General features: G+C 66.7%; 23 protein-coding genes. 15 read left to right on the top strand and 8 right to left on the bottom strand.

Translation table 11 applies throughout. The annotated features are described in order from the left end of the window. Positions 1–122 precede the first annotated feature (122 nt). The 13 genes from AC07PT_RS18615 to AC07PT_RS18555 all read left to right on the top strand — a co-directional run bounded on the left by AC07PT_RS18615 (position 123) and on the right by AC07PT_RS18555 (position 10,915). Positions 123–941: an IclR family transcriptional regulator gene (locus AC07PT_RS18615; protein WP_492345813.1), complete on the top strand. Its 819-nt coding sequence runs from the start codon at positions 123–125 to the stop codon at positions 939–941. 29 nt (positions 942–970) lie between these two features. Then, positions 971–1,840, top strand: a complete 870-nt coding sequence (gene cho / locus AC07PT_RS18610) for an excinuclease Cho (RefSeq protein ID WP_494657668.1) — start codon at positions 971–973, stop codon at positions 1,838–1,840. 130 nt (positions 1,841–1,970) lie between these two features. Continuing rightward, complete coding sequence (locus AC07PT_RS18605; protein WP_494657667.1) at positions 1,971–2,618, top strand: cupredoxin domain-containing protein; 648 nt, start codon at positions 1,971–1,973, stop codon at positions 2,616–2,618. A gap of 158 nt (positions 2,619–2,776) precedes the next feature. Further along, on the top strand, positions 2,777–3,352 hold the full coding sequence (locus AC07PT_RS18600; RefSeq protein WP_492345810.1) for a ferritin-like domain-containing protein: 576 nt from the start codon (positions 2,777–2,779) through the stop codon (positions 3,350–3,352). Positions 3,353–3,356: 4 nt separating this feature from the next. After that, entirely contained in the window at positions 3,357–3,815 is a 459-nt protein-coding gene (locus AC07PT_RS18595) for a c-type cytochrome (RefSeq protein WP_494657666.1), read from the top strand. 57 nt (positions 3,816–3,872) lie between these two features. After that, positions 3,873–4,454 (top strand): RNA polymerase sigma factor, encoded by a 582-nt coding sequence (locus AC07PT_RS18590; RefSeq protein ID WP_494657665.1) that lies wholly within the window; start codon positions 3,873–3,875, stop codon positions 4,452–4,454. Between the two features lie 34 nt (positions 4,455–4,488). Next, entirely contained in the window at positions 4,489–5,292 is an 804-nt protein-coding gene (locus AC07PT_RS18585) for an anti-sigma factor (RefSeq protein WP_494657664.1), read from the top strand. A 120-nt stretch (positions 5,293–5,412) separates the two neighbouring features. Beyond that, positions 5,413–6,354 carry a DUF3034 family protein gene (locus tag AC07PT_RS18580; protein WP_492345806.1) on the top strand — a complete coding sequence of 314 codons (942 nt, stop codon included), beginning with the start codon at positions 5,413–5,415 and terminating at the stop codon, positions 6,352–6,354. A 56-nt stretch (positions 6,355–6,410) separates the two neighbouring features. Continuing rightward, a complete protein-coding gene (locus AC07PT_RS18575; RefSeq protein ID WP_492345805.1) occupies positions 6,411–6,884 on the top strand; it encodes a group I truncated hemoglobin in 474 nt (157 codons plus the stop codon). Then, positions 6,881–7,309, top strand: coding sequence for a c-type cytochrome (locus tag AC07PT_RS18570; RefSeq protein ID WP_492345804.1), 429 nt, complete (start codon positions 6,881–6,883; stop codon positions 7,307–7,309). The genes AC07PT_RS18575 and AC07PT_RS18570 overlap by 4 nt, the downstream gene beginning before the upstream one ends. 344 nt (positions 7,310–7,653) lie before the next feature. Beyond that, a complete protein-coding gene (locus tag AC07PT_RS18565; protein ID WP_494657663.1) occupies positions 7,654–7,968 on the top strand; it encodes a cupredoxin domain-containing protein in 315 nt (104 codons plus the stop codon). Continuing rightward, positions 7,965–10,058, top strand: coding sequence for a methyl-accepting chemotaxis protein (locus AC07PT_RS18560; RefSeq protein ID WP_494657662.1), 2,094 nt, complete (start codon positions 7,965–7,967; stop codon positions 10,056–10,058). The genes AC07PT_RS18565 and AC07PT_RS18560 overlap by 4 nt, the downstream gene beginning before the upstream one ends. Beyond that, on the top strand, positions 10,055–10,915 hold the full coding sequence (locus tag AC07PT_RS18555; RefSeq protein ID WP_494657661.1) for a cupin domain-containing protein: 861 nt from the start codon (positions 10,055–10,057) through the stop codon (positions 10,913–10,915). The genes AC07PT_RS18560 and AC07PT_RS18555 overlap by 4 nt, the downstream gene beginning before the upstream one ends. A 24-nt stretch (positions 10,916–10,939) precedes the next feature. Here AC07PT_RS18555 and AC07PT_RS18550 read toward each other — a convergent pair whose 3' ends face one another. The 4 genes from AC07PT_RS18550 to AC07PT_RS18535 form a co-directional block, all read right to left on the bottom strand. Continuing rightward, complete coding sequence (locus AC07PT_RS18550) at positions 10,940–11,728, bottom strand: cupin domain-containing protein (protein WP_494657660.1); 789 nt, start codon at positions 11,726–11,728, stop codon at positions 10,940–10,942. Between the two features lie 47 nt (positions 11,729–11,775). Then, positions 11,776–12,474 carry an RNA polymerase sigma factor gene (locus tag AC07PT_RS18545; protein WP_494657659.1) on the bottom strand — a complete coding sequence of 233 codons (699 nt, stop codon included), beginning with the start codon at positions 12,472–12,474 and terminating at the stop codon, positions 11,776–11,778. Between the two features lie 289 nt (positions 12,475–12,763). Beyond that, positions 12,764–14,044: a diguanylate cyclase gene (locus tag AC07PT_RS18540; RefSeq protein WP_492345798.1), complete on the bottom strand. Its 1,281-nt coding sequence runs from the start codon at positions 14,042–14,044 to the stop codon at positions 12,764–12,766. A 149-nt stretch (positions 14,045–14,193) separates the two neighbouring features. Beyond that, positions 14,194–15,192, bottom strand: coding sequence for a class I SAM-dependent methyltransferase (locus AC07PT_RS18535; RefSeq protein WP_492346160.1), 999 nt, complete (start codon positions 15,190–15,192; stop codon positions 14,194–14,196). A 124-nt stretch (positions 15,193–15,316) separates the two neighbouring features. Here AC07PT_RS18535 and AC07PT_RS18530 point away from each other — a divergent pair, with 124 nt between their 5' ends. Continuing rightward, positions 15,317–15,976, top strand: coding sequence for a GNAT family N-acetyltransferase (locus AC07PT_RS18530; protein WP_492345797.1), 660 nt, complete (start codon positions 15,317–15,319; stop codon positions 15,974–15,976). 73 nt (positions 15,977–16,049) lie between these two features. On the opposite strand, the gene AC07PT_RS18525 is transcribed toward AC07PT_RS18530, so the two are convergent. Further along, on the bottom strand, positions 16,050–16,511 hold the full coding sequence (locus AC07PT_RS18525; RefSeq protein ID WP_494657658.1) for a type VI secretion system amidase immunity protein Tai4: 462 nt from the start codon (positions 16,509–16,511) through the stop codon (positions 16,050–16,052). 343 nt (positions 16,512–16,854) lie between these two features. Here AC07PT_RS18525 and AC07PT_RS18520 point away from each other — a divergent pair, with 343 nt between their 5' ends. Beyond that, complete coding sequence (locus AC07PT_RS18520; RefSeq protein ID WP_494657657.1) at positions 16,855–17,052, top strand: hypothetical protein; 198 nt, start codon at positions 16,855–16,857, stop codon at positions 17,050–17,052. A 127-nt stretch (positions 17,053–17,179) separates the two neighbouring features. Here the strand turns inward: AC07PT_RS18520 and AC07PT_RS18515 are convergent, their stop codons facing one another. The 3 genes from AC07PT_RS18515 to AC07PT_RS18505 all read right to left on the bottom strand — a co-directional run bounded on the left by AC07PT_RS18515 (position 17,180) and on the right by AC07PT_RS18505 (position 22,007). Then, complete coding sequence (locus tag AC07PT_RS18515; protein ID WP_494657700.1) at positions 17,180–17,938, bottom strand: DNA/RNA non-specific endonuclease; 759 nt, start codon at positions 17,936–17,938, stop codon at positions 17,180–17,182. 77 nt (positions 17,939–18,015) lie between these two features. Then, a complete protein-coding gene (locus tag AC07PT_RS18510; protein ID WP_494657656.1) occupies positions 18,016–18,711 on the bottom strand; it encodes a hypothetical protein in 696 nt (231 codons plus the stop codon). Positions 18,712–18,725: 14 nt separating this feature from the next. Beyond that, positions 18,726–22,007, bottom strand: coding sequence for an alpha/beta fold hydrolase (locus AC07PT_RS18505; RefSeq protein WP_494657655.1), 3,282 nt, complete (start codon positions 22,005–22,007; stop codon positions 18,726–18,728). Between the last annotated feature and the right edge of the window lie 146 nt (positions 22,008–22,153).

Here is a 22,153-nt window from a genome sequence, read left to right as displayed (position 1 = left end):
TCTCCAGAGTGGACTTTGGGCAGCGGGGGCTGGTGTTGGCACCGCCCTCTTGTTGGGATCGGACTGTAGAAGAGCGTTTCAACAAGTACAATGGCGTTCCATCCTGTGAACCATGTGCCACCATGCGAAACTCATCAAAACCGGATTCAACCCCGCCAGAAGCCCCGGAAGCGGGCCCTGAAGCAGCCCCTGAAGAGAGTGCAGCCGCCCCTGGCGGCGTGGTGGCCGTGACCCGTGCCCTGCGCCTGCTGGAGGCCTTCGGCATGGACGAGGCCTACCTCAGCCTGGCCGAACTGAGCCGGCGCACCGGCATGCACAAGACCACGGCCCTGCGGCTGGCCCGCACCCTGGCGGCCGACCACTACCTGGTGCAACGCGAAGACGGCGCGTGGCGCCTGGGGCGTGCGGCGGGTTGGCTGGGCGCCTGCTACCAGGCCACCTTCGATGTGCACGACCTGGTCGAGCCCGTGCTGCGCGAGCTGACCGTGCAGACGGGCGAGAGCGCCTCGTTCTATGTGCGCGAAGGCAACCTGCGCACCTGCCTGGCCCGTGTCGATGGGCCGCGCACCATCCGCCACCACGTGCGCGTGGGCCTGGGCCTGCCGCTGGATCTGGGGGCCCCCGGGCGTGTCATCCTGGCGTTCTCGGGCGAGCCGGGCGAGCCCTATGAATCGATCCGCCAGCGCGGCTATCACCTGTCCCTGGGCGAGCGCGAGCCCGAGGTGTCCAGCGTGTCGGCACCGGTGTTCGGCATGCACTGGAAGCTGCTGGGTTCGGTCTGCATCTCGGGGCCCACCTCACGCCTCAGCGAAGCCCGCCTGCTGGAACTGGCCCAGACCATCATCCAGGCCGCCAATCAGCTCTCTTACGCGCTGGCCGGCAGCCGCCGGCCACCCTCGGTGCCCGGCGTGGCCAAGCCCAGTGCGTGGTTTCCGGGTTGAGCTGTGTCCTGATTCAGTGCTGACGCGCCATGCAACTCCCTCGCCGCCGCCGTGCCGACTTCGCCCCCACGACCGAGTTCGTCTACCCCGCCCACCTGAAGGCCGGCATCGCCGACCTGCCCGCCGCGCCCGGGGTGTATGTGTTCCATGGCGATGACCCGGCCATGCCGCTGTACATCGGCAAGAGCGTCAACTTGCGCCAGCGCGTGCTCTCGCACCTGCGCAACCCCGACGAGGACCGCTTGCTGCGCCAGACCCGGCGCATCAGCCACATCTGCACGGCGGGCGACATCGGGGCCCAGTTGCTGGAGGCGCAGATGATCAAGACGCTGCACCCGCTGCTCAACCAGAAGCTGCGGCGCAACCGGCAGTTGTGCGCCTGGCAGTGGCAGGGCGGCCAGTTGCAGCTGGTGTATTCCAAAGACGTGGACTTTGCTCAGGCCCGGGATCTGTTCGGCTTGTTTGGCAGCCGGCATGCCGCCATCGAGCGCCTGCGGCAGGTGGCCGATGAGCACCGACTGTGCTATGCCCACCTGGGCTTGGAGAAGTTGCCGCCAGGCCGGGCTTGCTTCAGGGCCGCGCTCAAGCAGTGCGCCGGCGTGTGCGGGGGTGACGAACCGGCCGAGGCGCACGATGCCCGCCTGCTGGACGCGCTGCGCCAGGTCCAGGTGGTCTGCTGGCCCTATCCGGGGCCGGTGGGCCTGGTTGAGCGCAGCGGGGATTTCACCCAGGTGCATGGGGTGAACAACTGGTGCTACCTGGGCAGTGCCGCCACGGCGGCCGAGGTGGCCCGCTTCACCCGGCAGGCCGCGGGCTTTGATGCCGATGGCTACCAGATCCTGGTGCGACCGCTGATGCAGGGCGGGGTCGAGATCGTGTCGCTGTCGCCTGGGCTTTGAAATTTTTTGGCTTTTTTTCACAGCCGGCTGCATCCAAGCTGCATCCCGCTGCGTACAGGCGTCTGACAAGCCCTGTCTCGGCCTGCGGCCGAGCCGGATCGAACGCCTTTGACACCTGAAGCCTTGCCCCATGAAACTGCTCCGCTTTTCTCTGGTCGCCCTGTCGGCGGCCGCACTGCCCGCCTTGGTCTGCGCCGCCTCCTTGCAATTCAAAGTGACCGATCGCGACGGCCAGCCGGTGCCCGATGCGGTGGTCGAGGTGCAGACCGCAGCGGGCGCGGTGCCCCGTGTGGCGGCGCCGGGCCAGGTCACGATCCACCAGAGCAAGATGAAGTTTGTGCCCCGTGTCACGGTGGTTCAGCCCGGAACCCGGGTGGTGTTCACCAACCAGGACCGCTGGGACCACCACGTGCGGGGCACGCTGGGGGGCCTCGCCCAGATGCTCGATGCGGTGGGCTTTCAGTTTCGCCTGGCGGGCTGGGTGGACAACAAGCCTGTGGCCAGCAGCGAGGTGGTGTTTGACAAGCCCGGTGTGACCTTGCTTGGGTGCTTTCTGCACTCGTCCATGCGCGGCTACGTGGTGGTGGCCGAAACCCCTTGGGTGGCGGTGACTGGGGCGGATGGCGTGGCCGTGCTCGATGACCTGCCGGCCGGGCCGGCTGTCGTGAAGCTCTGGCAGGCCGACGAAGTGGCCGAACTGGCGCCGGCCTCCGTGGTGCTTGGCGCCCAGCCCTTGATGCTCGCGCGGCAACTCAGCGTGGTGGCCAAACGTCGCTGATGGCGCTGCCAATGGCGTCGGTGCGCGGCCCAGGCAGTTCGTGCAATACCCGAGCGCGGATCCGGGACATGCATCCACTGGCTTCAGGGCCTGCGTACCCAGAGCAGAGGCCAACGATGTCTGTTGCCTCAGCCAACTCATTTCAACAGGACACCCCCATGAACCTCATCCGTCAAACCACTGCGCGCCGTCAATTCCTAGGCACGGGCGCCACCTTGTCCGCTGTGGCCGTGGCCCTGCTGGGCGGCCGCGAAGCCCTGGCCCAAGGCGCCATGGGCGATACCTCGAAGGACGTGCAGATCCTCAACGTGGCCCTGGGCCTGGAGCACGAGGCCATCAACGCCTACCAACTGGGTGCCGGCAGCGGCCTGTTGCAAAAGCCGGTGCTCGATGTGGCCGTGCTGTTCCAGAGCCACCATAAGGCCCACCGCGATGCCCTGGCGGCCACCATCCAGAAGCTGGGTGGCAGCCCGGTGGCTGAAAAGAAGATGGACGACTACGCCATGGCCCTCAAGGCCAACACATTGAAGACCCAGGCCGACGTGCTGGAACTGGCCGCCCGCCTGGAGCTGGGTGCCACCAATGCCTACCTGGGCGTGCTGCCCTCGCTGGGCAACCGCGATCTGGCCAAGGTGGCGGCGCGCCTGGCCGCCGACGAAACCATGCACTACACCGTGCTGGTGCAGGCGCTGGGCAAGGCCTTGCCAACGCAGGCGCTGAGTTTCGGCGCCTGAGGGCATGCGGCTGCAGTCCCTGAACAAGCTGGGTGCCGTCACGCGGTGCGCGCTGGTGCTCGCGTGTGGGGTCGGGTGCGTCAGTTTGGCCTTGGGCCTGGCCACCGCCAGGGCCGACAGCGCTGCGGGCCCGCGGGCTGGCGAATCGCCCAGCGGGCCGCTGGCGGGCTCGGCCCTGCGGGGGCAGGCCCTGTACCAGGAGCGCTGTGCGGCTTGCCACACGGTCGATGCCAATGACGCCGGCCCGCTGCACCGCGGGGTGCTGGGCCGACGTGCCGGTACGGTGCCCGGCTTTGAATACTCGCCCGCCTTGCGCGCCAGCGGCCTGGTGTGGACCCGCCAAACCCTGGACGCCTGGCTGCGCGACCCCGAAGCCCTGGTGCCGGGGCAGGCCATGGATGAGCAGGTGGCCGATCCGAAGGCCCGGCAAGACCTGATCGCCTACCTGGCCACCCTTCGCTAAGATGCCTGAGCCAGGCCGGCACAGATGGCCGTACCGGCCTTGATCCCAACCCACGACATGACGATCCCAGACGACAACCACCAAGCCTTGCTCACCGACCTGCTCGGCCGTGTGGCCCAGGGCGATGAGGCGGCGCTCAAGCAGCTGTACGACCTGACCTCAGGCCGCTTCTATGGCCTGGCCCTGCGCATCGTGCGGGCTGGCGAACTGGCTGAGGATGTGCTGCAGGAGAGCTACCTCAGCATCTGGCGATCGGCCGTCGATTACCGGGCCAGCCTCAGCCCGCCGCTGGCCTGGATGGGGTTGATCGTGCGCAGCCGGGGCTTGGATCTTCTGCGTCGCCGAACCAGCGAGCGCGTGCCACTGACCGACCCGCTCGATGAACTGGCCGAGGACACGCTGGAGGGCGACTCACCTGATCCGGTGCAATGCGCCGATGCCAGCCAACAGGCACAGGCGCTGCACCGTTGCCTGGCGCAACTCAAGGGCCCGCAGCGTGAGGTCTTGAGCCTGGCCTATCTGCGCGAGCTCAGCCACGGTGATCTGGCCGAGCAACTCAAGTTGCCGCTGGGCACCATCAAGAGCTGGATCCGCCGCGGCCTGGAGCAGTTGCGGCTGTGCATGGGGGCCTTCAATTGATGCGGGCCGCACCGACCACTGAAAGGGGCCTGGCATGAACCTTGTCCAGAACAAGATCCTGTTGCAGCGCCTGGCTGCCGACTACGGCCTGGGCACCATGCCCGCCGCGGCCCGGCGCCGCTTTGAGGCCCTGGCCCGCAAGCAGGCGCCCGTGCGCCAGGCGATCCGTGACTGGCAGGAGCGCCTGGCGGGCCTCACTGAGTTGCAGCCCCCGGCGGCGGCGCCAGACGTCGTCTGGAAACGCATCGAGATCGCCCTGCACCTGGAGCGTGAGGCCAGCCGCCTGGTGGCGGCGCGCAGCCAGGCCAAGGCGGGGCCGCGGCGTGATAGGCTTCAACTGCCTTGGTGGCGCCAGCTTTGGGTTTGGCAAGGCGCCAGCGCAGCGGCGCTGTCGCTGGCCTTGCTGGCCTGGTGGCAACCTTGGCAAGCGCTCACCGACGCCTCCACCCAGGCCCGGGCACCGGCGGGCACGGCAGGCCAGGCCCAAGAGACCCTGGCCCTGTTGCTGGATGCGGACAACCAGCCCGCCTGGCTGGCCTCGTGGCAGGGTGAGCGCTCGCAGGGCACGCTGCAGCTGCGCCTGCAGGATCTGGCGGGCCAGCCGGTGCCGGTCGGGCGCTCACTGCAACTCTGGGCCGTGCCGGCGCAGGGGGCACCGCGCTCGCTGGGCGTGCTGGGTACGGGTGACGCAGGCAAGGTGCTGACCGCGGCCGCCACCCAGGTGCAGGGGGCTGCTTTGCTGGCACTCAGCCTGGAGGTGGCTGGCGGCGTGCCTGAAGCCGGCGGCCCGCAAGGCCCGATCCTCTTCAAGGGGCCTTTGGTGCGCAAGCTGATCTGATCGGATCCGCTGGCCGTTTTTTTTGTTGGGGTTTGAATCCAATCCGCGATGTGGTCCGTACTAGGTGGGCAAGGGCGCATGGGGCATGCGCCGTGTTCAACCTGGATGGAGATCGCATCGATGAAAAAGCAAAGTGGATTGATCTGTTCCCTGACCCTGCTCGCTGTGAGCGCGCTGGGCACCGGGCAGGCCTGGGCCGATACCGGCAAGCTGTTGTTGACCGGCGGGGTGTCGACGGTCGAAGGGCCGGCAGGCGGCGGCATCACACCCTGGGCCGTGATTGGCAGCAATGCCACCGCGGGTGAGGTGGGGGGCACTGTCAGTGTCAGTCGCCTGAAAACCCAGGACTACGGGCTGACCAGCTATGGCGCCGCCCTCGGTTTTCACGAGCGCCTGGAGCTTTCGGTGGGCGAGCAGGACTTCAATGCCTCCCCGGCGGTGGCCCTCAACGGCCTGGGCTTCAGTGTGGCCAACGGCCAGCACATCAAGATGACCGTTGTAGGCGCCAAGGTGCGGGTGGCAGGCGATGCGGTGCTCGACAGCGATTCGCTGATGCCGCAGATCGCCGTGGGCATGGAATACAAAAGCACCAATGCCGGCACCATCCGCCCGGTGCTCGATTTTCTGCATGCCAAGACCACCGGCACCGACCTGTATGCCTCGGCCACCAAGCTGTTCCTGGCGCAAGGCATCTTGCTCAATGCCACGCTGCGTTACACCAATGCCAACCAGGGCGGCCTGCTGGGCTTTGGCTCGGCGGCGCCCGGTCGTGACAGCCGCAGCCTGCAGCCCGAGTTCTCGGCGGCCTACCTGCTGAGCAAGAACGTGGTGGTGGGGGCTGAGTACCGCTTCATGCCCAACAACCTGGAGGCGCTGGGACGGGCCGCAGGCCTGGGCAACGCCCTGCACCAGGACAACTGGAAAGACCTGTTCGTGGCCTGGGCCCCGAGCAAGAACGTCTCGATCACGGCGGCCTATGTCGACCTGGGGCAGGTGGTCCCGGGCGTGACCGCCAACCGGCGTCAAAGCGGCCTGTTCCTGTCCACCCAGATCGCGTTCTGAGGCGGGCTTTGCTGCCTGCCTGAACCCCAGCCAACCCAATCCCTGTGAGTATCACCATGAAAAAATGCATCGCCCTGACGGCCGCTGCCTTGTGCATCGCCGTTGCCGCGCCCCTGATGGCCCAGACAATGGCCTCCACCCCCGCCGCCGCCGGCACCTCGATGGCCAGTGACCCGGCCGCCCTGTACAAGGCCTTTGGCGAGAAAGCCGGGCTGACCCAGTTGATGGACGATTTTGTCAATCGGCTGGCGGCCGACCCGCGCATTGCCGACAAGTTCAAGAACACGAACCTTGACCACCTCAAGCACCAGCTCACCGAGCAGCTGTGCCAGGTGGCCGGGGGCCCCTGCCAGTACCAAGGGGCCGACATGGCTGCGGTTCATGCTGACATGGGCGTGAGCAAGGGCAACTTCAATGCCCTGGTCGAAGACCTGCAAAAGGCCATGGATGCGCGTGCCATCCCCTTCTCGGCGCAGAACCAGATGCTGGCGCGGCTCGCCCCCATGCACCGGGACATCATCACCCAATGAGCCCGGCCCTGAACCGGCTCAGGCGGCTGCATGCCGGCGCCGCCTGGGCCTTGCTGGGCGTGTGTGCGGCCAGCCATGCCGGGCCCGTGCCGGCCAATGAGCTGATCCAGGGGCGCACGTTGTACGAGGCACGTTGCGGTGGCTGCCACGCTGTCGATGCCAACCGGGTGGGGCCCCTGCACCGCAACTTGATCGGCCGGCAGGCCGGCCAGGTGCCCGACTTCGGGTACTCGCCGGCGCTGCGCGCCAGCAGCGTGGTGTGGTCCGCCAAAACCCTGGACCAGTGGCTGAGCAACCCAGAGGCCTTGATCCCCGGTCAGCGCATGAACTACAGCGTGCGATCGGCCGAGGACCGGCGCCTGATCATCGAGTACCTGGGCTCGGAAGCGGTGAGTGCACGAACCGGCGCCACCCGCTCGCCCTGAGTCGTCTCCTTGTCCGGGGCGCGGTTTCGCCAGACCGTGTCCCATCCCTGGCGGGCCCACCACCACCAGCCGTTTCTCCGAGGATGGGCACAGCCCCCGTTGCCCCCAAGGCGGTTCTGCCTTGGGGGCTTTTTTGCTGCACGGTGGCGCCCTCACCATCACGGCATCCCTCCAAGGGCTATCGCGACAAGCCCGGGGCGGGCGTCCTGGCGTGTCGCTGGCGGGCTCGCAGGCCGACGGCCTGCAAAGACCCCACCAGCGTCCCCGGCTTGGTGCATCCGCGTGGGGGTGTGGGGCGTAGGCAGATCAGTTCAACCCTGTTTTCTGATCTCCGGAGCCCTCACATGAAATCTGTCTTCTTTGCCGCCCTGATCCTGTCTGGCCTGGGTGCCGCCCACGCCGAGGAGTACCTGGCCGTGCAGCGTGGCCGGGCTTTTGCACCGACCGAACTCAAGATCCGCGTGGGCGACAGTGTGCGCTTCAGCAACGAAGACGCTTTCAGCCACAGCGTGTTGTCGTCGTCGGAGACCAAGAGCTTTGACCTGGGCACCCTGCCCAAGGGGGCTCAGCGCAGCGTCTCCTTTGAGCAGGCCGGGGTGGTCGATGTCATCTGCGGCATTCACCCCAACATGAAAATGCGCATCGTGGTGGCACCATGAACTCTGGGCCAGGCAGCACAGGCTTCTTTGCGCACCATGGCCTCTGGGCCCCCGGCGTGCGGGCCTTTCGGCGCCTGCGTTTCCGTGCCCGGGCGGTCTTGATCAGCCTGGCCTTTTTGCTGCCACTGGGCGTGTTGGCGGTGGCCTATCTCAGCGCGGTGGTTCAGGGCCTGGGGCACGTCCGGTCCGAGCGGCTTGGGCTCGATCAGGCGCGCCTCACGCTGACGCTGGTCCAGGCCGTGCAGGATCTGCGCCTGGGCATTCTGCTGCCCGACCCCTCGCGCCAGGTGTCTGTGCAACAGGCCCCTCGCCGTTATGCCGACGCCCGAGCCGCGCTGGCAGGGCAGGCCTTGCCCGCGGTACTGTCGCCCTTGCTGGCGGAATTGCCGACCACCTTGCCTGGTGCAGGGCCTACCGTGGTGCAGGCTGAGGAGGCTGCAGACCGGCGCGCCCCCGCGCCCGAGCAAGCCGACCCAATGGATGCGTTTGAGCGACTGTCCCAGGTGGCGGCGGATGGGCTGCTGCTGTTGCAAGGGGCGCTGGATGCCTCCCGTCTGGCGCAGGATCCCAGCCTGGCGGGTCAGAGTCTGGTGCGTGGCACTCTGCAGGTGTTGCCCCCTTTGCAGGAAAAGGCCCAGCAAGTGCGCACGCTCGGTGGCTGGGTGTTGCGCACGGGGCAACTCCAGGCGCCACAACAACGCATCGTGGCGGATCAATTGCCTGTCATCGAGTACCTGGACCAGGCTCTGCTCAATGCCTTCACCCAGGCCCAGGAGGATGGGGCCCTCGCCCTGCCGGATGCGCCAGCCTGGCCTGCCGCTGCAGAACTGCGCGGAATGGCACGCCGCCAGTTCCTGGGGCCGGCCTTGTCGGGCGATGCAGCGGCGTTTGAGCGGGTGGCTCAGGCGCTGGACCAGGGGCAACAGCGCCTGTTGGTCAAGGGCCTGGATGCCCTGGAGGCCACGCTGGCGGCGCGCGAGCTGTCGCTGGCGATGCGGCGCGACGCCGTCTTGTGGTTGCTGGGCTTGAGCCTGGCCTTGGCGGCCTACCTGTTTGTTTCATTCAGCCGGGTCAGTGCCGGGGGCATGGGCTTGCTGGCTGCGCAGATGCAACGGCTGGCTGATGGCGACCTCACGCAGGCGCCCCAGGCCTGGGGCCGCGACGAGGTGGCCGATCTGGTCAAGCAGCTGGGGCAGATGCAGCAGGCGATCGCGACGATCGTGTGCGAGGTCCGGGGTGCCAGCGCAGAGGTGCTGGGGGCCACGGTGCAACTGAGCGGTGATGCGCAAGCCCTGCGGGCCCTGAATGAGAAGGCGGACCAGCAGATCGGCGAGGCCTCTGAATCCACGCACGCGCTCAGCGTGTCGGTGCAGCAGGCAGGGCGCGGGTTGGCGCAGGCCGCTGAGCTGACCCGCGAGAACGCCCAAGCCGCCCGGGCCGGGCTCGATTCGGTGCAGCAGTGGTTGGCTGTGATGGCCGAGCTGAGGGTGTCCTCCGGCACCATGCGCGACATCACTGACCTCATCAACGACATTGCGTTCCGCACCAACTTGTTGGCCCTCAATGCGGCCGTCGAGGCCGCGCGGGCCGGGACCAGCGGCCGGGGCTTTGCCGTGGTGGCGGGTGAGGTGCGGGAACTGGCGGTGCAATCTGCGGCGGCGGCGCACAACATCCAGCGATTGCTCTCAGGCAATCTGGCCCGGGTGGCCCAGAGTGTGGCCATCGGCGAGCAGACGGCCCTCAAGATGAACGCCCTGGCCGCCAATGCCCAGCGCATGCAGGAGACCTTGCAGGCCCTGACGATCCAGTCGTCCACCCAGGCCCAGGCCACCGCCGATGTGGATGCCAGGTTGCAGCAACTGACCGCGGCCACGGCGCAGGGTTCGGCTCAATCGATGGGGACGGCCACCGCGGCGGGGCGGTTGCAGTCGCTGGCCGAGCATTTGTCCCTGCGGGTGGCGGCGTTCCACCTTCCTTCGCGTTCGGGCACGCGGCGTCTGCTGTCTGAGCGAACAACCCCGGGGGCCAGCGCTGCGCTGGACCCCGTCGCCAAGCCCCTGTTGGTGCATCCTCTGAGCGCTTCCCAATGAGCCAAAAAGACAAAGATCCTGCACCGATGGACGATGGGCCGTTCGTGGCTGCGAGGGCCGATGGGCTGAGCCTGTCTTCGATCCGGTACGAGCGGGTCATGCAACGCCTGATGGGGCGGGTGCAGCGCAGCGTGGCCGCCCACAGCGATTACTTGACCGTGCGCCGGGGTGTCACGGCCTGGCACGCCGGTGACCTGGCGAGCGGGGTCAGTCTGCTTCGCGAAGACAGGCTTTTTCGTGTTGAGTTGTTGCGCCTGCGGCATGGCCAGGCCTTGGCATGGCCAGACGGGGTTCTGGCGCAGGAGGTCTTGCTGCTGCAAGGTGGCTGGGCCAGCGCATCGGGCAGCGGCGCTGGCACCGATTACAGCTACCGGGTCCGCCAGTGGCCTGGGGCAGCGCCAGCCGTGCCCTCCATGGCTGCCATGCCCTTGCTGGCCCAGGGGGACACGCTGGCCTATGTGCGGCATTTGCGTGTGCCGGTCGGGCAATTGCCGGCCCTGGAAGCCCGTTGGTGGCAGCGGGCGCTGGCGCCCCAGACTCAGGTGGAGCCCGGCTTGAGCGCCTGGATCAGCAGCGGCCCAGGGGTGACGGTCTGCCTGCTCAGCGGGGATGCCCAGGTGGTCTCGATGCTGGTTCGCTTTGAACCGGGTGCCGGCGTCCAGGACCATCTGCATGCGTTGGATGAGGACTGCCTGGTGCTGGAGGGCGAGATGTTCCTTGGGGACATCCTGTTGCGTGCGGGTGACTACCAACTGGCTCCGGCCGGCGGCGGTCATTTTGGTGAGCTCAGCGATGTTGGGGCCCTGTTCTTCTTCCATGGCGCGCTGGACCCTGTGTTGCGCCTGCCGCGCCCTTGAGCCCGCCGGCTGAGAAGGGGGGCTTCAGGCCGACAGGGTGCCGTGCACAAAGAAGAGGGCGCCCGTGTCACTGCTGATGCTGCAATGGGGTGCCTCGGTGGGGGCCAGTTGGTAGTCCAGGGCGCGCAGCAGGATGTCGCCCAGGAACAGCTCACCTTCGATCATCATGCAGTCTTCGGGAATGGGGTGGTCGTGATCGGGGGCCACGCCGCCGGGGGCCAGGCGGATCAGCATCGACGCCACGTCCCCGCTCTGTGCCAGGGGGCGCACCTGCATGCCTTGGGCATGGCCCGTCCAGGCGCCCGCCAGGGCATCGTTGACGCGTTGGCCCATGGCTTGCTGCCACCAGCGCGATTCGGCATGAGCCAGCGCTGTGGGATCAACCCGCAATCGGCGCACATAGGCGTGGGCGCCGTCCGGTCCGGCCACGACCGGCGTGACGGACAGGCCTCGCACACCGTAGGCCATGGGGGGCATGGGCGTGCCTTGCCACAGCAGCTCGCCTTGCAGCAGCAGTATTTCCTGCCCGTGGTCATGGTCGTTCCAGGGCATCTCGGCGCCGCTGGCCAATTGCACGAACTCAACGCAGAACTGGGTGCTTTCGTAGAGGGTGCGTGCTTTGGCGCCCGGGCCCCGCGCCTGCCAGCAACCCTCTTCGCGCCGCGTCACCTTGAATGCCTTGTGTGCCTGGGCACTGGCCAGGGCTCGGGCGCTCAGGCGCGCCGCGATGGCCTCCCTCAACGCTGGAGGGGGGGGCTGTTCGCGCAGTTGGGCGGCGAACTCACCGGGCCATGGCAAGGGCTTGGAGGGCATGGTTCTGTCGATGCGATGGTTCTCAGAGGCTGGATTGTCGCGCGGCTTCATCGCAGGGGCCTCCGTTTTGGTGTTGGGTCCAGCGCCACTCTCAGGATGGACAGGGTGCGTCTCATGTGGGATTTGACCGTGCCCAGGGGCATCTGGACATGGGCCGCGATCTGCTCCTGGGTCATGTCACGGAAATACGCGAGCGCGATCAACTGGCGTCGCATGGGGTCGAGTTGCAGCAAGGCTTCATGCAGGCGCGTGCCGTCCTGGGCCAGCGCCAGCAGGTCCAGGGGATCGTCCCGGGCGTCGCTGGCCAGGGCGCGAGACTCGTCCTGCGGGTCCTGATGTCCTTCATGGCCGGCTGTTCTGCGCAGGGCGCGCAAGGCATCCAGGGCGCGTGATCGGGTGATGTTGAGCACCCAGGCCGTCACAGTGCCGCGCGCGGGGTCGAAGCGCGGCGCCTGGCGCCAGACCTGCCAGAAAGCGGTTTCTGTCACCTCCTCGGCCAAGGCCGGGTTGCGCGTCAGGTGAAGCGCAGTGGAGTAGACGCGGCTCACCAGGCGCTTGTAAAGCTCGGCCAAGGCCGCTTCGTCCTGCCGCATGACCCGCGTCACCAGCGCGGCCATCAGGTTTGATTCATGGGCCTCATCGGTGCGGGCTGGGTCTGCCTGCGGTGCCCGCGTGGGGTTCACCGCCTCGTCCAGCACCTCCAGCACCGAATCGTCCTCTTCCGGATCGTTTTCAGGAAATTCCATTGCAGCTAAAGCTTCCCCCGCCCAGGGTCTTCATGGCGCGTTTTCTCTGACCCGTGTGCTGCCCAGGCACACGAGGGTGCTTGCCCAGGTGCCTGAAATAGGACCATCCGGTCAAGCTTTATGTTGTCAAGCCGAGTCTTTGGCCTGCAGGCAGCACCAGGCTCCCACGCTGATACGCAAGCCCTTCCTTTTTGGATGCAGGCCAGCAAAAAAACAAGTTCTTGAGGGCACGGGGGCGCGTGCCGGCCTTTTCGGCCCCACTGGCCTGCCGATGGCGAGCCCCTGCGCCTCAGGCGGCCCTCACCACCCGGTCGCGCCCCTGGTGCTTGGCCTGGTACAGCGCCTTGTCGGCACGGTCCAGCCAGTCGCGCAGGTGGCGGTCGCTGGGCAGGCGGGTGGCCACGCCGATGCTGGCGGTCATGCCGCGCCGCGACGGGTCGCCGTCGCTCCAGAGCTGCCGGCGGCGCAATTGCTGAAGAATGCGTTGGGCGATGGCCTCGGCTTCGGCGCCCCGGGTGTCGGGCAGCAACACGGCAAATTCTTCGCCGCCCATGCGTCCGACGACATCGCTGCTGCGCAATTCGGCGCGCACCACCGCGGCAAATTCGATCAGTGCACGGTCGCCCTCCAGGTGGCCATGCCGGTCATTGATGGCCTTGAAGTGATCCAGATCGAGGATCAGCAAAGCGGGTGGCAGGGGGGCGCCTGGGCCGTCCTGCCTGGCGCTGGCCAGGAACAGCGATTCGGCGGCTTCCAGCAGCACCCGGCGGTTGCTCAGGCCGGTCAGCATGTCGGTGCTGGCCAGCCGGTGCAGTTCGCGCTCCAGGTTCTTGCGTTGGGTCACGTCGCGGTAGATGCCCTCGACACCGGCAAAGGCCCCGTGCTGGTCGTAAAGGGCGTGGCTGCTGATCGAAATGTCGATCACCTGCCCATCGCGGCGCACCATCTGGCCCGGAAAATCCGACACCTCGCCATGGGCCTGGATGGCGACCTTGAAGGCGTCCCGGTCCTTGCTCTGGGGGTAGTAGGACTCGGCGGTGCGGCCTTCGATCTCATGCGGTTCATAGCCCAGCACGCGGCGCACCCCCGGGCCCACGTGCTGTACCACCCCCAGGGCATCGGTGCGGTAGTACACGTCTTGCATTTTCTCGAACAACCGCCGGTAGTTGCGTTCGCTCTCCTGCATCTCGTGCTGCAGGCGGTCCAGGTGGGTCATATCGATGCCGCTGACCAGCAGTGCCGGTTGGCCCTGCCACAGCACCTTGGCGCTGGCCAGCAACACCATGCGGGTGTTGCCGCAGCAGGTTTGCATGCGGTAGTGGGTGCTGAGGTTGCGCTGGCCCAGGGGTTGGCCCTGGCTCAAGGCCTGGACGCGGCGCCTGGCCCGTACCCGATCCACTGGGTGGGTGAAGTCGCTGTAGGTACGCCCCAGCACCTGATCGGCCTGTTCGGCCTCCAGCAAGGCCAGGCAGGCAGGGTTGGCATGAACAATCTGGCCTGACACCGCTACCACGGCGGGGGTGGGCAGGGCGTCCAGAGTGTCGGTGTGCAGTTCCGGGGAATGCGGCATGGAAGCTCTGGATGAGGGGCTTTGGATAGACCGGCAGTCGCTAATTTCGACGACCTTGTCTGCAATTTAGCACCACCTGAGTTCGTTTGGCCTGGGGTTTTCCATTTTCCAAGGGGCTCGACGCGTTCCGACCCACTTTCGGTGCGCCTTTACCCCGGCTGCGTGACGGCTGCGGGCGCGGTAGAGACCGGGGCATCTTCAGGGGCTCCTGCCGCCGCGACCCGGTACACCAGCACTTTCAGCGAGCGGTCTTCATTGCAGTCGGCAAACACGGCCGGGTTCGGCACCCGCTGTTCAAAGACCAGGCTGGGTGCCAGTTCGCGCATCGGGTCCTGCAGAAAACTCAAGCCCAGGGTAGGTGAGTTCAGGCACAGCAGGGCTCGGCCCTCGGGGGCCAGCAGATCGGGCAACCGGCGCATCAAGCGGGCGTAATCCTTGGTGGCCACGAAGCTGCCCTTCTGGTGGGTGGGCGGGTCGACGATGATCAGGTCATACGGCCCCGCCCGGTTGATCTTGCCCCAGGTGCTGAAGATGTCGTGGGCCAAAAAACTGGCCCCGGTGTCCAGCCCGTTGAGGCGGTGGTTTTGCTGGCCGATGGCGATCGCCCCGGCACTCATGTCCACGTTCACCACCTGGCGCGCGCCTGCCTGCAGGGCCACCACCGAAAACGCGCAGGTGTAGGCAAACAGGTTCAACACCTTGGGCGCACGCAAGCCATTGGGGTGCGGGTGGGCCAGCAGGTGTTCGCGTACCCAGCGCCGACCTTCAGCCATGTCCAGAAACAGCCCGTGGTTTTGGCCCTTGAGCACATGCACCCGGTACTGCGCGCCGCTCTCGGTCACTACATGCGGTTCGGGCACGCTGCCCGCCATCAATCGGGTCTCGGCCCGGCCCTCCAGGCGTTGCTGAAACACCCAGTTCAGCGCTTGGCCAGGGGCAATCTGCTCCCAACGCGCCTGCAACGCGGCCTGCAAGGCGTCCAGCTCATCCTCTGACACCGGCAGAAAGCTGGTCACCACCCACACCGGCGGGTAGGCATCCAGCGTCCATTGCTCGCAGCCTGGGTAGCGGCCACCCCGGCCATGGAACAGGCGTTGGGCGTCTGAGGGCATGTCCAGGGTGGCGATGGTGTCGAGCAGGGCTTGCATGGGATGGGGGTTGGCCGTGGCCAGGGAAAGACGGGGCCGGGGCATGGCCCGGAAGGGCGCCCATCTTAGCGGGCCAGGCGTCGGGGGCTCGGCACCAAAGGCAGACAGGGCAGAATCAGCGGCCATGAACCCCACGCCGACTTCGACTTCAACAGGTCCGGCAGCGCCGCTGCGGGCGCCCGACCCCTTCGACCTGCTGGCCACCCTGCAGGGGCCACGCATCCGCCTGCGGCCTTTGCAGGCTGACGATGCCCCAGCACTGCTGAAGGCCGCGGCCGATGGCGAGCTGTGGCAATTGCCCTTCACCGTGGTGCCTTCAGCCAGCACAGTGCACACCTACCTGGGCGAGGCCCTGGCCGGACGCGAGGCCGGCACCGTGATGCCGTTTGCCACTGAGTTGGTCGACACCGGCGAGCTGATCGGCACCACGCGCTTCTGGAAGATTCACCGACGCCACCGCAAGCTGGAGATCGGCGCCACCTGGCTGGCGGCACGCTGGCAGCGCAGCTTCGCCAACACCGAGGCCAAGTACCTGCTGCTGCGCCACGCCTTCGAGGTGATGCAATGCGTGCGTGTGCAACTGACCACCGACGAGATCAACCAGCGCTCGCGCGCCGCCATCCTGCGGCTGGGCGCGGTGCAGGAGGGCATCGTGCGGCACGAGCGCATCATGCCCGACGGGCGCAAGCGCAACTCGGTGCGCTTCAGCATCATCGATGACGAGTGGCCGCAGGTGCGGCAGGCCTTGCGCGAGCGCCTGGTGGCCGGTGGCGCTGCGCTTTGAGCTGGCGGACGTCGTTGTCAGCTTCGGGCGCCTGACAAGGTCCGGCACGGTGTTTTTTGACGCGTTTCATCGCTCATCGGACCTTTGGCGGCGTTGGATCCGCTTGACGATCGCTGCGCCATGGGTCAATCACCACCCGCTTGACCAGTGATTCCAATTCTTTGCTGTGGTACAGATCCAGGCATTTCAGCAGGTCGAATCGGACACCCTTGAGTTCTGATTCCGCCAGGGGGTTTTGATAATCCCGTGCCAAATAAGACTTGATAAGAGAACTGACTGCGGTTGGGCTTTTCCCCAAATCGTACGAGGTCCAGTCTTTCAATGCGCTGACAGTGCTCCCGGCATCCATTGCCGCATTATTTTCGTTGGTGTAGGCGGTTGCTATGCAGTTTGCCAGCACCATGTCTTTGTAGTTTTGTTCATGGGTCCGCGTGCTGGCTTGAGGTGACATCATGACGCCAGCGTTCACATGACCGACTGAAGTGACAAGAACAAAAGTCATCATCAACAAATGCTTCACAGGCTTGTTTTTCAATTCAGGCTCCAGAAGTTGGGCTGCGCAGTGCGTTGTGCTGCACCTGGCTTCATGAAATAAATATGAACAAGGGCCACCACCGGTGTGGCCATCGAAGAGAATTTTCTGAGACGAACAAAGACGTTTGACTGTCTGCACCAGAACCGGTTTTTGGGGTTGGCGAGCCTGATTAAACCGCCTGATTCAGAATGTCAATCACCTATTGTTTGAATCATGTCCGTGGGGGCTCATTTGAATTATTCCATGAGGTTTTGTGAAATTCGGCTGGAAAGGGGCCTGTGCCTGTGAAGGCAGGCATGTGAATATTGATGAGTCAATCTGGGTGTTCGGCGGTCATGCGTGAATGATTTTCAAGGACGACCAAGCCTTGATTCTGAACACCTCGCTGAGCGGCGATTTTGTCTGCCGAGCGGATTTGCCGTGGCAGTCGGCGCGTGGCGGGGCCGGGGGCAAGCCGCTGTCGAAGGTGCCCCGCCAGCCCAGCCCGTCTCCGACCTGCGCCATCGGCGGGGCCAGGGTGCAGCTCGCAGACCTGCAATGAGTGCTGCAGCCCGACTTTCAGTGCGCCATGCAAGGGCGGTTGGATGCGACGGCGCCATGATCGGCGCAGGTCATTTGGGGCAGGGCGAGCGGTTGCACGACGCTGGGCGTGCTTTGCTGCCTGTTTTTTACTGGGGCGAACCCAGAAACTCAATGCCGGTGCGGCGCACCAGTTCAGCGTAGCTGATGGGGGCCGAAACGCGTTCGCCTGCCTGGTTGCGCTGCCAATGGGCCCAGGCCTTGCCGGTATGGGCGTCATACACCAGCTTGTACAGGTAGGTGGGGACCCGCACGCCATGTGGGCCGATGCGTTCACTGCCACGTTCGAACACGGGGCCGGTGATCACGAACACATCGCCTTGGGCACGCAAGGCGTAGCGGCGGGTGTCTTTCTCGATCTTGGCCCAGGGGCCGCTGTTGTTCTGGCTGTTCTGCGGCACCATGTTGGCCAGAGAAAAACTCTGTGCCATGGCGGTGGGCGTGGGCATGTCACCCGCCGGGGCCATGTGCCCGCGCGAATAGCCCGAGCCTTTGTAGTCTTCCAGTTCCGCACGCTCGCTGCGTGGCAGGCGGGCATCGGCAAAAAACTTGTCGGCCCGCTTTTCATCGGCATCTTCGATGCGCTTGCGGTTCAGGCGCTCGGCCACAAACACCGGGGTGCGGGATTCGCCGCTGTGCAGAACGGCAAATGCCTCGTAACAAAGCTCTCTCAAGCCTGGGGCAGCAGGAACCTGTGGCGGGTGGCCACCGGCAAAAAACTGGGGACACTCGGCAAAGCGAGTGGGCAGGGCCTGACCCGGAATGGCGCTCCAGGCGGGGCTATGAGGGGCAAGGAACGCGGTACTGACGGCGGCGCAAGCGACAAAGCGGCGCAGCCAAGGCGCCATCGGAGACATGAAATGCACGGAAACTACAAAGCCAAAGCGCTCGATTGAAGCATGGCTAAAGTGTCATTAAATGCAAATCAAGTGAATTTTTCCAGGTGCTGGCCGGGCCGCCCAGGGGCGCGGGCCAGCAAGCGGATCGTCAGCAGGCCGGGCAGCAGAAAGCCCAGCGCCACCAGCGTGCCATGGCCGATGTGCGCCCAGGGCTCAGGCCACGCGGTCATCCATCGCATCGGGGACAGCCAGGGGTTCAAGCCCAGCCACAGCGCGGCCACCACGGCACAGGGCCAGCGCCAGTCGGCGCCGCGCCGGCGGGCTTGTTGCCAGGCCAGCCCCAGCAGGCCCAGCACCAGTGCGCCCTCAAGCCACCAAGCCCCGGTGCCCAGGCGTGCCCAAAGCGATGCCCCCACGTGCTGGGCTGAGAATGGGTACCAGGCCAGGTCGTGGTTGTGCACGGGCCAGTCGGCCACCAGGTGCGACAGCGCCGCCAGCACGCCCCAGGCGGCCAGGGCCCGGCTTTGGCGCCAACACAGCAAGCCCCAGCCCGCGGACCAGAGTCCGGCGGCCAGCAGCGAATGGTCCCAGTCGATGAAGCGCAGGTCAAAGTACAGGTAAGGGCCGGCGCCCGGGTTGGGGCTGACCCGATCCCAACCCAGCACGATGAACAGGCCGTTGATCAGGTCCAGCAGGCCCACGCCCAGCACAATGGGCCAGGCGGGCTGGCGCGGGGCTTGGCTTTGCAGGGCCAGGCCGATGGCGAAGTGACCGGCGTACATGTTCTCAGCGGGTTTCAGGCGTGCCGGTTCAGCACCTCGATCAGTTGCGGGTAAACCTCGGTGGCGGCGTTCTTGCCGATGAACAGGTCCATGTGGGCGTAGTCCTTGAAGAGCTGGCGGCTGTAAAGGCCTGGGTCGTTGTGCTGCCTCAGCCAGGCCAGGGTGCGCAGGCTGGTCTCTGGCAGGAACAACTGGTTGCGCGCCCCTGCGATGAAGTGGATGGGCAGGGCGAGGTGGCGGGCCCGCTCGGGGCTCAGGTCGTGCTCGTGGCCCAGCGGGTCCACGACGTGGCCTTTTTGCATGATCAGGCTCAATTGGTCAAAGGGCCGCAGCGACACCGGCCCCACCATGCGGGCCATGGCGGTGTGGGTGGCGTGGTTGAGCTGATCGTGCCGGTACGAAGGGCCCATGATGGCAAACAGACGGCGGCACACCGGGTTCTTGCAGGCCTCGCCTTCGGGCACGGGCACGCCCCAGAGCACGGCGTCCAGCTGCCGATCAAAGTCGCTGTCGCCCGGCACGAAGTCCACATGGCCGTTGAACTCGGGCATTTGCTGCAGTAGACGCGACACGCCGAGCTCGCTTTTCAGGTCGTTGAGCCAGTTGGTGATCGGGTGCAGCGTGAGCTGCGAGGCGATCACCGACCGAACCCCGGGCATGCCCTGCAGCAAGGCCATCAGCAAGGTCATCGAGCCCACGCAGTGCGCGATCACCTGCAGGTCGGGCTGCCCTGTCTGGGCCAATACATGGCGCACGGCGGCAGGCCAGTCATGGCGGGCGATGTCACTGATGGTGTAGGGCTTGAGCGGGCTGCCCGAGTCGATGCTGCCCCGGTAGTCGAGCAGCCACACGTCAAATCCGTCACGGCACAGGGCCTCGACCAGGTTCTCGTCCACCGTGTCGGTGGCAAATGACGAGGCCCGGATCGAGAAGCCCGGCGCCAGGATCACCGGGCCCTTGCGGCCGGGGTAACGGGTGAGCCGGATCGAAAAGCCGTCGTCCAGCGGCACGCTGCGGGTCACCGGGGCCGGTGCCTTGAGGGGCCGGCCGGCCCATTGAGGCAGGGCCTTGCCCGGAAAGTCGTTGAGGCAGGCCAGCAGGCCCCCATAGGCCTGGAACACGGTCATGCCGAAGAAGCCCGCGAACTGCTCCAGGTAGAGCAGGTGGATGGTGTCCAGCAGCCCCGGCTGGTGGGCCTGCATCTGTCGAGCCAGGGGCGTGACGGCCTCCAGTTTCAAGGTGGTGAGCTGTTTGAGCAGGTCGTCCAGCGCCAGCGTGGCGATGCCCTGGGCCAACAGGGGGCCACCCTGCTGGTCATGCACCTCCACATACAGCGTGGTCAGGTCTTGCCAGCTCGATGAGGTGGCGCTCTGGTGCAGTCGCTTGTGGCCGCGCAGGTGGAGTGGGCCGCGTCCTTGCGTGCGCTCCAGCGTCATGTCGTACACCATGAGCCAGGTCTCCACCTGCTGTGCATCGGTGCGAAGCAGTTCAAAGCGCCCCTGGCGGATCGCCATGGGCTCCGGGTCGAGGGCGGCGCAATGCACCAGGCCGTCCAGGTCGGCGGGGTGATCTGGGTGGCTGTTGAGCCGATGCAAGTCCTGTGTGTGCACCCGCAGATCCAGGCTCAGGGCCTGTCCGCGGCGGCGCCCCCAGGCGTGGGCATTTTCGAAGTCGTGACGCTGGCCCCCCGGGGCGCTTTGTGTCAGGGCTTCGGTGCTGACCCATCCGGCCATGCGTTCGGAGAACGAGAAGGCGGGGCTCAGCAGTTGCGGATAGCGCGCGATCGCGGTTTTCAACACGGCCGCGCCTTCGGCCTTGGCCCAGTCCAGCACCCCGTCTTCCAGCGGCTGGATCAGCTCGTGGATCAGGCTCTGGCCGGCTTGCTGCAGTGCGTGCTCGGCGGCTTGGAGCTCTTCTTCCCAGGCGGCTTTCAGGCGCCCCCAGAGGCTGTCGGGCGTCGCTGCCGTGTGGCTGGCCGTCGGGCTGGCTGGAGCAGAGGCGGCTGGGGGCTCTCCCCACTGGATGCTCCAGCCCCGCTGATCGGCCAGGCGTTGGCAGGCGCGTTCGGCCACGGCAGTGATGGTCAGCAGGGGGTTGACGCCCACGGCGGCCGGGATCACCGCGCCATCGCACACATACAGCCCCTCGTGCACGGCGTCACCGTGCGGCCCGGCAAAGACCTGGCATTGGTGGTTGACCACGCCGTGGGCTGCGTCGTCGCCCATGGCACAGCCGCCCAGGGGGTGCACCGTGACCAGCTTCTGGCCCATGCCCTCGGTCCACAAGGGGTTGGCGATGAATTGGCCCTGAATGCCTTCGCTGGCGCGGCGCAGCCACTGGTTGTCGCGCTCGATCACGGCCGAGCGCCCGGCATGGGGCCAGTCGATGCGAAGCCGGTCGTTGCTGAGCTGCAGCTGGCCTTGGGCATCGTCCAGGCTCATCACCAGAAAGGTCTGGGTACGGTCCACCGCGCCGCGGTAGGCCATGTCAGCGAGTTGGCCGGGGTCTTGCTGGACGGCATCGCCGATGGCCTTGGCATCGAGCAGCTTGCGTTTGCCATCCTCCGCCCCGTACTCAAACGCAGTATTGAGTTGGGCCGAGGCAAAGAACAGTGCTGGCGCCAGCGCCAGGGCCAGGGCGCCGGGGATTACACCTTCTTCGATGACCAGCCGGTCTTTGGGATCGGGCTCCTGGCGCAGGTCGATCACGCCGGTGATGCAGGGGCCGGGCAGCGCGCCTTCGACCGGCTTGCGCAGGCCCAGGCCCACGCCGTGGAGGCCGGGCACATCGGCCACGGCAGGTTCAGGCGGGGTGTCCTCGTCGGTGCTCGGCTGGCCGTCTGCCAGGGCATTGGCCTGCGCCGCCTCGGCGGCCTGGGGCGACCAGCCCGCGTCATAGGCCAGGCCCAGCACATCGCCGTTGCCTGAAAACGAGGCCCCCAACCGGCCCGACAGGGGCAGGCCCTGTTCGCGCGAGCGCAGCAGGATCTCGGTCGAGCCCAGGCTGCCGGCCCCCAGCACCACCACGTCGGCCAGCACGCTGGACAGCGGGCTCTCCGGCTGGGCGGTGGCGCGGTAGTGCACGCGCCACCGGGAGCCCTCGCGGCTGACATGGCTCACGCTCACACCGGTGAACAGGCTGGCGCCGTGGCGTTCGGCGTCGGGCAGGTAATTCATCTGCACCGTGTTCTTGGCCCCCACGTTGCAGCCGCTGGTGCAGTCGCCGCAATCGTTGCAGGCGGGCTGGGTCACGCCAAAGGGGTTGACCCGATCTTCGAACGTGACATTGATCGGCACCCGCTGGAAAGGCTTGTCCAGGTGGCTGGCCGACTGCCGCAGCGCCGCCAGCTTGGCCGGCGTGGGGCGGTTGAGCGGGTAGGTGCGAGGTTCCAGCGTGGGGGGGGAACGCGGCAGAGAGGGGGGGAGACGTTGTGGTCGATTCC

The organism is Curvibacter sp. GW821-FHT09D12, assembly GCF_059416245.1.
The sequence above is the reverse complement of the archived record's forward strand: the minus strand, read 5'-3'. Positions and strand labels throughout refer to the sequence as shown.

What these genes read in the sequence shown, in the direction of transcription:
- AC07PT_RS18615 (WP_492345813.1), top strand. Translation starts at nt 123, where the DNA reads ATGCGAAACTCATCAAAACCGGATTCAACCCCGCCAGAAGCCCCGGAA.
- cho (WP_494657668.1), top strand. Translation starts at nt 971, where the DNA reads ATGCAACTCCCTCGCCGCCGCCGTGCCGACTTCGCCCCCACGACCGAG.
- AC07PT_RS18605 (WP_494657667.1), top strand. Translation starts at nt 1,971, where the DNA reads ATGAAACTGCTCCGCTTTTCTCTGGTCGCCCTGTCGGCGGCCGCACTG.
- AC07PT_RS18600 (WP_492345810.1), top strand. Translation starts at nt 2,777, where the DNA reads ATGAACCTCATCCGTCAAACCACTGCGCGCCGTCAATTCCTAGGCACG.
- AC07PT_RS18595 (WP_494657666.1), top strand. Translation starts at nt 3,357, where the DNA reads ATGCGGCTGCAGTCCCTGAACAAGCTGGGTGCCGTCACGCGGTGCGCG.
- AC07PT_RS18590 (WP_494657665.1), top strand. Translation starts at nt 3,873, where the DNA reads ATGACGATCCCAGACGACAACCACCAAGCCTTGCTCACCGACCTGCTC.
- AC07PT_RS18585 (WP_494657664.1), top strand. Translation starts at nt 4,489, where the DNA reads ATGAACCTTGTCCAGAACAAGATCCTGTTGCAGCGCCTGGCTGCCGAC.
- AC07PT_RS18580 (WP_492345806.1), top strand. Translation starts at nt 5,413, where the DNA reads ATGAAAAAGCAAAGTGGATTGATCTGTTCCCTGACCCTGCTCGCTGTG.
- AC07PT_RS18575 (WP_492345805.1), top strand. Translation starts at nt 6,411, where the DNA reads ATGAAAAAATGCATCGCCCTGACGGCCGCTGCCTTGTGCATCGCCGTT.
- AC07PT_RS18570 (WP_492345804.1), top strand. Translation starts at nt 6,881, where the DNA reads ATGAGCCCGGCCCTGAACCGGCTCAGGCGGCTGCATGCCGGCGCCGCC.
- AC07PT_RS18565 (WP_494657663.1), top strand. Translation starts at nt 7,654, where the DNA reads ATGAAATCTGTCTTCTTTGCCGCCCTGATCCTGTCTGGCCTGGGTGCC.
- AC07PT_RS18560 (WP_494657662.1), top strand. Translation starts at nt 7,965, where the DNA reads ATGAACTCTGGGCCAGGCAGCACAGGCTTCTTTGCGCACCATGGCCTC.
- AC07PT_RS18555 (WP_494657661.1), top strand. Translation starts at nt 10,055, where the DNA reads ATGAGCCAAAAAGACAAAGATCCTGCACCGATGGACGATGGGCCGTTC.
- AC07PT_RS18550 (WP_494657660.1), bottom strand. Translation starts at nt 11,728, where the DNA reads ATGCCCTCCAAGCCCTTGCCATGGCCCGGTGAGTTCGCCGCCCAACTG.
- AC07PT_RS18545 (WP_494657659.1), bottom strand. Translation starts at nt 12,474, where the DNA reads ATGGAATTTCCTGAAAACGATCCGGAAGAGGACGATTCGGTGCTGGAG.
- AC07PT_RS18540 (WP_492345798.1), bottom strand. Translation starts at nt 14,044, where the DNA reads ATGCCGCATTCCCCGGAACTGCACACCGACACTCTGGACGCCCTGCCC.
- AC07PT_RS18535 (WP_492346160.1), bottom strand. Translation starts at nt 15,192, where the DNA reads ATGCAAGCCCTGCTCGACACCATCGCCACCCTGGACATGCCCTCAGAC.
- AC07PT_RS18530 (WP_492345797.1), top strand. Translation starts at nt 15,317, where the DNA reads ATGAACCCCACGCCGACTTCGACTTCAACAGGTCCGGCAGCGCCGCTG.
- AC07PT_RS18520 (WP_494657657.1), top strand. Translation starts at nt 16,855, where the DNA reads ATGATTTTCAAGGACGACCAAGCCTTGATTCTGAACACCTCGCTGAGC.
- AC07PT_RS18515 (WP_494657700.1), bottom strand. Translation starts at nt 17,938, where the DNA reads ATGGCGCCTTGGCTGCGCCGCTTTGTCGCTTGCGCCGCCGTCAGTACC.
- AC07PT_RS18510 (WP_494657656.1), bottom strand. Translation starts at nt 18,711, where the DNA reads ATGTACGCCGGTCACTTCGCCATCGGCCTGGCCCTGCAAAGCCAAGCC.